The sequence below is a fragment of the Flavobacterium sp. I3-2 genome (assembly GCF_013389595.1).
GTDB lineage: Bacteria > Bacteroidota > Bacteroidia > Flavobacteriales > Flavobacteriaceae > Flavobacterium.
Genome location: NZ_CP058306.1, coordinates 1,207,855 through 1,221,125, shown reverse-complemented (window position 1 = coordinate 1,221,125; position 13,271 = coordinate 1,207,855). Strand labels below are relative to the sequence as shown.

The window sequence follows — 13,271 nt, the reverse complement described above, 5'->3', positions numbered from 1 at the left end:
CTTAAGAAAAGTGGATTTTTTTATATTTAAAGTTCTTTTATCAATAAAACATAAACTGGGAAGTGGTCACTATAACCTGGCTCACCACTTGTTTGATTTCTAAGCGGATAACCTTTATACTGTCCTGATTGTTGAATTAAGAAAGGTTTATTGAAAATTTTTGCTTTCCAAAATCTTAAAGAAGAATAATCTTTTTGAATTAAAGGTTCTGAAACTATTATTTGATCAAAAACGTCCCAAGCATCACGATAAGCAAGTGTTCCTAAACCATCTTGCGACATTTTATACATTGGATTGAACAAACCAAGAGGCTTTACATCTTCTCTTTTCCCTTTTGCATTCAAAACATCTTTAATCGATTTATTATAAGGACCATCATTCATATCACCCATTGTCATAACTTTTGCATTAGGATTAATCTTATACAACGAATCGATAGTCTTTTTATTCAATGCAGCTGCAGCTTCTCTATTTGGGCTACTTTTTTTCTCTCCTCCAGAACGAGAAGGCCAGTGATTTACAATAAAACTAATTTCTTCTCCTTCTAAAAGTCCAGTTACTAACAACTGATCACGTGTATAAACACGTTTTCCTTTTCCGTCATTAGCATCTTTATATTTAGCATCAGATTTATCATATATATATAAAGGTATACTTTTTTGACTTGTTGGTTTGAATTTATCTTTTTGATAAAGTAAAGCAACGTCTATTCCACGTCTATCAGGAGAATCAAAATGAACAATTCCATAATTTCCTTTTTGTAAAGCTGGAGTTTTAATCAAATCTTCTAAAACTCCTCTGTTCTCAACTTCACTTACTCCTAAAATTGTTGGCATATTAGGGTTTTCATCTGTTCCAATTTGAGAAATTGCAGAACTTAAGTATTCTAATTTTTTTTCATATTTCTGTTTCCCCCAACCTCTTGGACCATTTGGAGTAAATTCGGTATCAAAAATTTCCGGATTAGGAATTGTGTCGAATAAATTTTCAAGATTATAAAACGCAACAGTATGAACTTTGAATTTTTTATCTTGTGCTGAAATTACGCCGCTTATCAAAAGAGCAAACGCTATAAATAGACATTTTGATTTCATATCCAATATTAAATAATTATAAATTTTTTAGAATCAAGATGACAAAGTTAATTAATATTATGAAAATATGTACCTTTGCATTGTGTTAAGTTTACTTAAAACTTAAATAATCCGATTATTAATTAATTATTTTTATGAAAAAACTATTCTTTGGTATTTTTCTAATGCTTTTCACCCTAAGTACCTGGGCACAAAGCATGTATGAAATCAATGGTAAAGTTGTAGATGAAACAACACAAAAACCATTACAGAATGTAACCGCTATATTAGCGAACACCAATCAAAGTGTTTCTACTAATGAAAACGGCGAATTCACAATTACAATTCCATCAAATGGAAATCATCGTTTGATTTTAACATTTACAGGTTATCTAACAAAAACGTTGCCATTTGAAATCGATGTAGAAAACAAAATTGATTTAGGTACAATCACTTTAGGGGAAGATATTACATCTGAATTGCAATTAAGTTTAGTAACCTTAACAGAAAATGATTTAGGAGACGACAATTCAGGTTCTGAAAACACTTCTGGATTACTTCAAGCTTCTAGAGATGCCTTTCAACAAGTTGCAGCTTTCAATTGGGGTCAAGCTCGTTTTAGAATTAGAGGTTTAGATAATGAATACGGAGAGACCTTTATTAATGGAATTTCAATGAGTAAAATTTACGATGGAAGACCACAATACTCAAACTGGGGTGGTTTAAATGACGCTACTCGTAACCAAGAGTTCACAACAGGGTCAACACCTTCTGATTACACTTTTGGTGGAATTTTAGGAACGCAAGCCATCAACATGAAAGCTTCATCTGTTCGTGCTGGCAACCGTTTTTCAGTTTCTGGAACAAACACAAACTATAACTGGAGAACTATGTTTACGCACGGTTCTGGTATGAACAAAAACGGATGGGCTTATGCGGTTTCTGCTTCATATAGAGGTGCCAAAGAAGGTTATTTCGAAGGAACAGATTACGATGCAAAATCAATTTATGCTGCAGTTGAGAAAAAAATTAATGATGAACATAGTTTAAATTTTTCTGCAATTTACGCTCAAAATAAAAGAGGGAAAAATTCACCAAACACTCAAGAAGTTATTGACTTAAAAGGTTATGAATATAACTCTTATTGGGGATATCAAGACGGAAAGAAAAGAAATTCAAGATACAAAGAAGTAGAGCAACCTCTTTTCATTTTAAGCCATGATTGGAAAATTTCTAATAAATCGAAGTTAAACACAAATGTTGGGTATCAATTTGGAAAAATCGGTAACAGCCGTTTAGATTTTAACGACGGGAGAAATCCGGATCCAACTTACTACAGAAACTTACCTAGTTATTACTTAACAAGTTTTGATAACGGTAACTTTGTAGGAAATTCTCCAACAAATTTACAAAGAGCTCAAGAAGCTAAAGATTTATTTCTTGCTGGTGGTCAAATCAACTGGGATGAAATCTATAGACAAAACAGAGAAAACAACGGTCAATCTGCTACAATTTTGTATGAAGATGTAACTTATGACAACCAAATTTCTGTTAACTCTAACTTTAATACACAACTTTCTAATAATATTATTTTAGAAGCTGGAATCAACTATAGACATTTAAGATCACAGAATTATCAAGAAGTTGTTGATTTATTAGGAGGAGATTACTATTCTGACAGAGACTCTTTCTTACAAGGTGATGCGCAACAATCAGACTTAGATAATCCAAACAGATTAGTAACTGTAGGAGATAAATTCGGTTATAATTATGATTTAAAAGCTGATGTATTAGAAGCATTTGCTCAAGCTAAATTTAACTACAGTGAATTAGATTATTATTTAGGTATTGGAGGTTCTTATTCTTCTTACCAAAGAGATGGAAAATATAGAACAGGAAATTATGCAGATAACTCTAAAGGAAAATCAGAAAATGTAAATTTTGAAAACTTTGGTGTAAAAGGAGGAATTACTTATAGAATTACAGGAAGACATATCTTAAATGCAAATGCAGCTTTCTTAACTAAAGCTCCTACTTTAAGAAATACTTTCCCTAATGCTCGTATGAACAATACAATTGTTAACGATTTAAAAAGCGAATCTATTTCAAGTTTTGATGCAAGTTATATCGTAAGAACACCTAAATTAAAAGGACGTATTACCGGATTCTATTCTCAAATTACTGATGCAACCGACATCGGATTCTATTTTGCAGAAGGATTAGGTACATTAGGCACTGGAGAAGATAAGGTTTCTGGAAACGGTAACGCTTTTGTTTCTGAAGTTGTAACAGGAATTGACAAAAGAAACATGGGAGTTGAATTAGGAATTGAATACCAATTAACTCCTACAATCAAAGCAACAGTAGCAGCAACTTACGGTCAATACATTTATTCAAGTAACCAAAATGTAACTTTGAATATTGACAATACAAAACAGACGGTAAACTTTGGAGAAGCTACAATGAAAAACTACAAACAAGCAGGAATGCCTAATCAAGCTTACTCTTTAGGTTTAGAATATAGAGATCCTAAGTATTGGTGGATTGGTGCGAATGTTAATTACATCGGAGGAAGTTATGTTGATATTTCACCATTATTAAGAACTGAAAACTTCTTAATCAACCCAGATGATTCTGATGGATTCCCATATGCAGATGCAACAGAAGCAAACTTAAAAAGAGTTTTAAAACAAGAGAAATTAAAAGACTTTACTTTAGTTAATATTTCTGGTGGTAAATCTTGGAGAGTAAATGGAAATACAATTGGATTCTTTGCAAGCGTAAATAACATTTTTGATGTAGAATATAAAACAGGCGGTTTCGAACAAGGTCGTAATGCAAACTACGGACAAGTGGTTGAAGATATGACAGGAAGCGTTAGAGCTTTTGGACCAAAATATTTCTACGGATACGGAAGAACTTACTTCTTAAACTTATACATCAATTTCTAATACAATAACATTCATACATTATGAAATCAAATATTTTAAAAACAGCATTATTCCTAGTACTATCAACAGCTTTATTTACAAGTTGTGCAAGTGACGATTATGGAGTACCTTCAACAGATTGTGTTGACCCAAATATAGCAGTCACAAAAACAGTTGCAGATATTAAAAACATGGCTACTGCAACAGCTACACAATACACAGCAGACGATGTAATCGAAGCTGTTGTAGTTTCAAGTGACAAAGGTGGAAATTTCTATAAGAAAATTTATTTAACTTCATTAGACGGAGAAATCGGTTTTAGTCTAGCTATTAATCAAACAAAATTATACTTGGATTACCAACCAGGTAGAAAAGTATTTATCAAATTAAAAGATTTATACATTCAAATGAGTCATAGTACTTTAGCTATTGGTGATTTATTTAATGGAAATGTTGGGCAATTGCCATTAACAACATATAAAAATAATCTTCTGCGTTCTTGCGATGTAATTCCGGAAGTTAATTTAGTTAACGAAATGACTTTGCAAGAAGCTTTATCTGACGCTAACTTAGGTAAATTAATCAAATTAAAAGACGTACAATTTGCCGCTGCTGCAATTGGTCAAACTTATTATAATAAATACAATGTATTAGGTGGAGAGACAAACCACATCATCACAAATGATGCTGCTGAAACCACAAAATTAATTTTCAGAACGAGTTCACACGCTGAATATGCACTTTTACCTGTTTCAGATAAAAGAGGAACAATTACTGGTATCTTAACTAAATTCAACAACGATTATCAATTTGTTTCTCGTTTCACTTCTGATATTTACTTAACAGAACAAAGAGACGGTCAAATCCCAACTGACCCAACTGACCCAACTGACCCAACTGACCCAACAGCACCTTCTCAGCCTGGTGAAAATGCAGTAGCATTATTCCCTGGAAATACTTTCGAAGATTTCCCTGCGTTCTTAGCTGGATTAGATATTTATAATGGTGTTGGTTTAAAAGATTATGCAACTCAAGGTACTGCTGGTACTGGATACAATGGTGGGAATTCTTTACATATTGAGACGCAAGGAGTAGCAGGAAATGATTATGTTTTCACAAGTTTACTTTCAGGAACAATTCCTGCAAATGCAACTAAGATTTCGTTTTATGTAAAAGGTACTTCAGCTGGTAAATCTTTATCATTGAATATTTACAAACAAGGAGGTTCTGCATTCCATCCCTTCAACGTTGGTGATTTAACTTCTAATAAATTAATAACACCAGCCGTTATTACTGGAACAAATACATCACCGCAAAATGATTATACAGGTACTATTAATACTAATGGAGAGTGGGTTTTAGTAACTTTAGACATTTCAAGTTTAACTGATTTAAATACTACTCAAGGAACAAAATTCTTTGCTTTAAAAATTGGTAAAACAGCTGCTTATGATCTTTACTTAAGTAACTTCGTAATCGAATAATTGTTTAAATATCAAATATTCAAAAAATATTAAGATTACTAAGAACTAAAAAAGAGAGTTAAAATCTAATGATTTTAACTCTCTTTTTTGATTATGAGATTCAAAGTTGAAATTTTCTAGGTAAAAATAATACTTGATAATTTCCCTTTTTTTATTATAAACTCATTTATACCCAAATCATGTAATAGCAAAAAAGAGATTATGCCTTGGTCGGTATAGCATTTTTGAAGCCAATGTTTTTTTAATACTGCCTTTATTGTACAATATATTTTTGTAATTAAAAAAAATTGAATCTTAAACCTAGATTGTTTTACTATTTACAAAGTTTATATTAAAGTGTTTTTATATATTCAACATTAAATATAAAACTATTAGTTCTTATACTCAAAAAAAAATGTTACTGTATAAAAAATCTAAAATATAACTAATACAATATCGAATTCATTTTTAAAGATACCAACCAAACTTAGCTTTACAATTCAAAAATATTTACTTTTATTCTAAGAGAATACTCCGAGGTTCTGTCTCGGGGTCAGATAGGAAAAATTTGAAAAACCATCGGTTTTTCATAAAACTAAGAATAAACGCTCTTCCTTTGAATACCTCGAAGCTATCCCTCGTTGATTATTTATTAAATAATAAAATTAATGAAAACGTCATTTTTAATCAGCAAACAATAACTATTTTACAATTAACTATTCAATAAAGTATATTCCTTTTAAATTTTTTGAAAAATATAAATCATAAATACCTTCCTCCTTACATATTTTAGTACTATCATCGAATTGAAAACAATTTACGTCTAAAAAATTTATTGGTGAGATTTTTATACCCTTAATTGTAGGTGTATTATCTCTCATTGATCTAACTTTAATTGGATATTTTTTTCCTATTTTAACTTTTTTACCTTCTTTCACATAACCTTTCTTAGATATAATTTTAAAAATAGAATCATTTTTAGAAGTATATACCAAATAATAATCATTTATAGAATCTAATTTGATAATTTTATGATATTCATCATATTTAGTTTTATTTCTTACAATTTTACAACTTGTAAAAAAAATGACGACTAAAACCATTATAATTGTTTTCATGTTATTCAATATCTAAAATTGTTGTATCATTATCCGTTCTATACTGCAATCTTGTTGCAGTAGGTGGCAACGATTTTCCATCACCTCGCTGTAATATATTACCATGTTCATCATATATAAATTCACTTACTCTACCCGATTGTGGGATAGCATTACGATGAGCCGATTCATAGACACTACCTTCTTGACCAGCTCGAGGAGATGAAGCCTGATTTGACTTTGACAAAATGCCACCTTCATATGCTTCTGAAAGCTCATGTAAAACATCACGCCCTGGATTATTATAGTCAGTACTCATTGCAGATAATACAGCAGGATTAATAAGTTGTTCAGCCGTTACAGTATCACCTAGCAAAACATCTTGATTAAGAGAATTTCCCATGAACGCCCCTCCAATATATAATGCATTATCATCTGTAGTAAATGTATTTTCTGCTGTTAAATTAACTTGAATAGTAGTATCGTCAATAATATTTAATATTTCAGTCATATCAGCGGATAAAGGTCCTTCATTATTTTGAGTATAAGATACGTCACCATTCAAATCTATATGCAAAGTAACATTATCCCCTAAATTTTTTTGTAACTCAGCTAAAGCTTCTGCACTTTGACCTCCAGTTATTCTCAATTTTTCTGGTCCCATTCCACTAGGATCAATTAAATTGATTGGATTGTTGTACGCATAAGAATACGGATCAAGTGTTAAGTCTGCCAACGGATCTATATTAACCCATCTACCTATGGCTGGGTCGTAATTTCTAGCATGGAAATCTAACCAATTTAATCCAAAATCGTCTTGGTATTCTTTTCCTCCAAATTTATATTTTTCTGCTGCTTCACTTCTATTACTATTTGAAATTTGATTGTATCCTTCGTGTCTTAAACCTGAAGGATAATAATTATTTTCTTCTAATATCTCATCCGCTGGCTCAATTTGTCCATTACCATTAACATCGGCATAACTAAGACGAACATTTCCTAAATGATCTTTATATTGATAAACATATAGAAATGAAACTTCATTTTGATCGTTTAAAACAGGCTTCAAATAGCCTCCAGAATAACCGAAAAATTGTAATTGATTGTTTAAATACTGAAAACCATTTATATACTCAGTAGTTTGTACACTACCATTTAAAGGCTGGACTACTTTTCTAATTTTATTGCCATTCGCATCATATGTATATAAAATTTTACCGCTAGCAAAATCAATCTCTATTGGTAAATTTAAATGATTATATTTAATCAAATTGATATCTTTATTTAAATCTTGTATTAGATTCCCTAGATTATCGTAATCATAATCATCTTCTGTATCATTATTACCATCTTTAAATCCGGAATCATTACCTGTACTATCAGATACTCTCAGTAATTGATTTCCATTATAAGTATATGTAAGTTCATCAATTTTATTATCTTGTAAATCTAACAACTCACCTTTTCTAGTTAATTTAGTGATATTACCATTTTTATCGTAAGATCTTTTTTCAGAAAATGCTTCTACCCGAGCATAAAACTCTTGAGCATAATTAAAGATTAAATGATCTGAATTTGTTAATCTACTTAAATTATCATAATGATAAATCTCTCCCTTTTTGATATTATCATTTGCTGTACGCCAGAAAACACTGCTAATTTTACCATCGAACATTGGTACTGCAAACTGAATGTTTTCAATTTTTTGATAATTTAATTGTAAAGAAAAAAATGAAGTCTCGCTATCTTTATTGATACCTGTGAGCTGATTTCTTACATTATAATCATATTGAATTACCTGTAAAGGAACTATTGCTTGTAAAGGGACTGCTGTTTGAGTTCCCAAGATATTCTTTTTAACTAACTTCAACAAAGGATCATATTCAAACGTGGTATATTGCGCATCTTGGTTATTAATCTTATGAGAATATTCAGATAACATATCCTGATCAGTATAATCAAAATTTTCAACAACATAAATTTCATTATCTGTTAATAATCTTTTATGAAAAGTTTCTTTTTTTATAATTTTTTTCGAAAAGTCAATATCATTTTTAACAATAGTATAACCACCCAAAATATTCTTATTTACATTTTGTATTAAATTCAAATATTTATTATCATAATAATAATAATTTTTATCCCAATCAGCAGTATTTAAGACATTTACAAAACTAGCCGTTAACAAACCCTTTAATCTTTTATCTGATCCAGTCAATAAAACATGTCCCTCATAATTCTCAAAATTATCCGCTCCCAAATTTGTATAGTCATCGTAATAATTAACTTTAAGAACTTTCAAACTTCCAGTTGGAAAAGCATTTTTTGTATAAAAAATTTCTATTCCGTTGTTATTAAAAGATGTTGACGATCTCTTTTCGGTATTTCCAGGATTAGCATTCATTGAATTTATTGCATTTTGCATAACCAAATGAGAAGATGAATTTGTAAATATACCTGAATATAGCACCCTGTCGAAAATATCATATTTTATAAAATTCCATTCCTTACCTTTTTGTTTACCATTTTGATGTAATACTACACGATCTTTTTTATCATAAACATAATATTCCCAGTCAATAGCAGGCAACTTTTTTTGTACTAATCTATTCTTAACGTCATACTTATATTGATAACAATAAAAATTAAGATCATGATCACTTATAACTGTAGCAGTTGAAACTATAGGAGGTATCACATATGTTAAATTACCATTAATATCATAAACATAATAGGTATCATGCTTTTCATTACCCCAATATTTTCTTTCCAAAACTTTATATCCATTATCATCAGTAAAAATTTCAGTTGTATTATCTAATTTATTAGTTTGTGTTGATTTCCAATTTTCATTTTTTACAATATTTTTTTTCAACATACCTGTATGATAATAACCTATTCTGTCAAGTCCCCCCTTATATACATTTGTAGCAAGTAACTCTTTACCTGAGGAAAACCAAACCACCTTATCAGCATCAGTTTGAATTTTATAGTCATATTTAATCTCTCTATCATTACCCATTTTCCATTCATTTCCCGGATGAGCAGTTTTTAAAACCCGTTTCATTGGAGATTTTTCGAGACTATTTTCTACGTAAGGATTTGTTGTGTCTTCAAACTGTGCGTTATTGTAATAAGCATATGAATTTTCATCTGCGTTATAATCATAATCAAGCGATTGTGGACGTACATACGGAAGAAATTCTTTAACTTGAAGACCATTTGGATTATACTCAATATGTGTAATTATATCATTACCATCACTAGCTTGCCCGTTTAAAATATTTTGTATACTTCGTCCTAATCCATCGTAATATACTATTTGAATTTGAGGATTTGTGGAATTTTCTCCTCTATAAATCGTCCTCTTTATATAGTTCTGATTTGTACTTTGACCAAAACAAATCACAGGGAATATACATAAAGAAAATAATAAAAAAAACATTCTCATTTTATAAATTTTTATAATTATACTCATTTTTACTTATGATATTTCCTAAATGATCTCTTACCAATTTTAATCTATTAAATTCATCATATTCGTAAGTGGTTTTTAAACCATTGGGACCTATTATACTTGTAACACCAACTAAAGGTTTATGAGTGTATGTAGTTACTGATGCATCCTTCATTGAATTATGATTTCTCAATGCATTTAAAGCATTGATAATTGATTGCTCATTATTAGAATTCGATGCATTTTTTATATCTGTAATCAGATTTTGAGGAATATTATCGTACGAAGAAAAGTTTTTTATTTCTGCAACAATTTTTTGATCATAATATCCCCAAATGTATATCGTTTTATCATCTACTTTTTTAGTCATTTCTAATAAATTCGATTTATTATCATATTTATCAAATGTCGCTACATTGGTTAACTGACCTTCATCAGTTAATACATTAGAAATTTTAGAAGGTACAATATGATTCCCATTCTGTTTAAACAACACTCTGTTTCTAGAAACTAAATAATCATCATCCTTAATTTCATCTACTTGTATTGGTGTAGCTATGTTATTGTAATTACTTGATTTCATAAGATTAATTACATTCAAATCTGAGCTACTGATTGTCTCTCCAGGTAAACTATTAGTCGATGTTACATTCTTAGCATAATAAAATTTAGTAGATTTTGAATTACGATTATTTTGCTCTCCAAGAACCGTTCTTAAAACATTGTCTTCATTATAATAAAACCATGACATTTCACTAAAAATATTGCTGACATCAGAAGTATCATAATGCAATATATTTTTTGATTTTGGTAAAAAAGCACTTGCTTTGTAAGTTTTATTTACTGACATAAGATGTTTAACACCACTTGAATGAGTACCTTGATTTACTGGTTGTAAAAAAGAATATAAATTTTTAGTTACAATTTGATATTCAATCTGGGTTTTATGCAAGAGTTTATTAGTATCACTATACAGATTTTGTTCTAATAATTTACCTCGCAAATAAGAGTTGTCCGTAAAAATACGAGATCCAATGCCACTATTCATGATAAGAAAATCAGAAAGACAAGTATAGATATTACTTCCCAAAGAAGTTTGTGAAGGGTTCCAACGTAAATTTCTTTCAAGTTCATCTCTATAGTTTTGATTATTATTAGATGTAAATAAATATTCTGTAAAACCAGATCCAATTTCTTTTTCTAAAACTCTAGAATAACCAACGTAAGAACCTGAAGTTATATCTTCATTCATATTACTTTTATCGAAAAGTATCCAATCTGTAACATTAGTGCTTGAGTTACCTAAAGCATCAAAATCATTTTTCTCATTACCCGTTTCTTGAAAACGATAGACATCAAAAAACTTTTTTGAAGGATGTCCAAAAAAAGGATATGACGATAATGTTCCTGAAGTTTTATTATCATCTTTATTTACATAAAAATAATTTACCGTTCTAATATTACCAAAGCCGTCATTTAACTTTTGTTGTTTAACTCGAATTCCACCGCCAGCAATTGTATTACCATCAACGTCAAAAGTATTTAATTCGTAATCTAGGTCTAAAGTACCACCTGTAGGAAATTTAACTTTAGTTAAACTCCATCCTTTGGTTTTTGAAGTTGCTTCTCTATTAAAATACCCAGGAATAACATTAGTATTTTGGCCAGAAACACTAGTGTAAAAGGGTAATAAAGATTTTTCAAATTGATTAGAACGATAATATAATTTTGGAGATAATTTTTGACTCGTAAGTGTTTGTATATTTTCCACGTCAAGAGAACCATTAGCGTAGCCTAAAAAATCAATTGCAAATGAATTTAACGGTGGTAAATGGGTTATGTCATAGTAAAATTCATAAGCAGGCAATCCCATCGGTTTTACAGAATCTAACTTAAGTCTTTTGTATCTATAATCTCTAAGCTCAATCTCAGTGCTTGGATAAGGATTAAACTCACCAACTCCATAATCAGACTGAAAATACGAATAGTTTAAATCAAAGTAATTAACAACCTCGTTATTTTTATTATAAATTAAAATTTTAGTCAAAAACAAACCTCCAAAAACATCTTTTCTGGCTCTACCATTCATACCATTTTCATCTTCATTATTGTATCTAAATACAACATAACCTTCATCGAAAACAATTTTTTTAACAGCTTTTAAACTAACATCTATATGTTCTGTCTCATCTAACGTATATCTACCATTAGTGTCATCAACGCTATAATAATAACAATTTTGCGATCCTGAAGTTACAGGTGCTGCTTTAGTATATTTATAAGATTTTCGAGTAGCATTTCTTCTTAAGTCTATATTATCTAACGCTAGTGTATTTGTAGAATAATCATTATATTCAAAATATATTTTTTTTCCTGTATTTAGATCTTCTATTTCTGAAACATGCCAAGCAGATACTTGTGGTGGTAAATAATATTTATTTAATGCATTTTGTGTATAGTCAACACTAACATCATAATCATTAAATAAATACTTAATTCCTTTATTATCTATTATAGAAAAGGAAAAAAAATCTTGTGTAGGAAAATTGTAAAACTCAGGGGCATTTTGATAAAATCCTTTAATATAAGATCTAAATTTTTTCTTTCCGACAGTTCCTTTAATTAATGTTCCTTGAGGCTCTAATTCAATAGGATTATCAGTATTTTCAAAAAAGAATGACGTTTTGAAATTTGGAGAATAAACTCTGTAAGTATCTGGTAAAAAATCTACATTAAGCATATCGCTACTTCCCATTTTTATACTTTGATTCTTTTTAGTCAAAAAATATCCAGCAAAAACAGAACCTTCTAGTAGAGCTTTAAAATCATGTTGTTTTTCTTCAGATTCATATACATAGCTAGTCTCATAAACTTTTGCACCTAAATTATTAAAATCATTATGTTCATTAATAATTCTTGAAATTATAGTTTTTGTTAAATTCCACCCTAAACCAACATTCGAAGCGATTTGGTCAACTTTTACACCTCTTGTATCATAACTTAGGGAGATTGGATATTCTATTCCTCCAGATTTTATTGTATAAATTGGAATATTAATTTGTGGAGCACCAACATATTTATTTACTTCAGAAATAGAATATTTTTCAAAATTAGAAACATCAGGTGTAGAAATTGAAAATTTATTTATGTAATTTCTACTGTCATAACCATAATCTTGAGCTTTAATAATGTTACCCCAAAAACATAGAAAATTTATAGAAATTAAACTTTTGATTAAGTGTTTACGCATT

6 protein-coding genes are annotated in these 13,271 nt (G+C 29.7%); 2 read left to right on the top strand and 4 right to left on the bottom strand.

Annotation, left to right across the window (positions count from 1 at the left end; translation table 11 throughout):
• Nucleotides 1-26 precede the first annotated feature (26 nt).
• The gene (locus HW119_RS05740; RefSeq protein WP_177762028.1) at nucleotides 27-1,094 is read right to left on the bottom strand and encodes an endonuclease/exonuclease/phosphatase family protein; all 1,068 of its coding nucleotides are present in this window, start codon (nucleotides 1,092-1,094) and stop codon (nucleotides 27-29) included.
• A 134-nt stretch (nucleotides 1,095-1,228) separates the two neighbouring features.
• Between HW119_RS05740 and HW119_RS05735 the strand changes: the two genes are divergently transcribed.
• A complete protein-coding gene (locus HW119_RS05735) occupies nucleotides 1,229-4,024 on the top strand; it encodes a TonB-dependent receptor (protein ID WP_177762026.1) in 2,796 nt (931 codons plus the stop codon).
• A gap of 20 nt (nucleotides 4,025-4,044) precedes the next feature.
• On the top strand, nucleotides 4,045-5,487 hold the full coding sequence (locus tag HW119_RS05730) for a DUF5689 domain-containing protein (RefSeq protein ID WP_177762024.1): 1,443 nt from the start codon (nucleotides 4,045-4,047) through the stop codon (nucleotides 5,485-5,487).
• Between the two features lie 695 nt (nucleotides 5,488-6,182).
• Here the strand turns inward: HW119_RS05730 and HW119_RS05725 are convergent.
• Genes HW119_RS05725 through HW119_RS05715 form a run of 3 tightly spaced genes read right to left on the bottom strand, consistent with a single transcriptional unit; the run spans nucleotide 6,183 to nucleotide 13,270 of the window.
• Nucleotides 6,183-6,584 carry a hypothetical protein gene (locus HW119_RS05725; protein WP_177762022.1) on the bottom strand — a complete coding sequence of 134 codons (402 nt, stop codon included), beginning with the start codon at nucleotides 6,582-6,584 and terminating at the stop codon, nucleotides 6,183-6,185.
• Between the two features lies 1 nt (nucleotide 6,585).
• Nucleotides 6,586-10,041: a DUF6443 domain-containing protein gene (locus tag HW119_RS05720; protein WP_177762020.1), complete on the bottom strand. Its 3,456-nt coding sequence runs from the start codon at nucleotides 10,039-10,041 to the stop codon at nucleotides 6,586-6,588.
• A complete protein-coding gene (locus HW119_RS05715; protein ID WP_177762018.1) occupies nucleotides 10,016-13,270 on the bottom strand; it encodes an RHS repeat domain-containing protein in 3,255 nt (1,084 codons plus the stop codon). The genes HW119_RS05720 and HW119_RS05715 overlap by 26 nt, the downstream gene beginning before the upstream one ends.
• Nucleotide 13,271 lies beyond the last annotated feature (1 nt).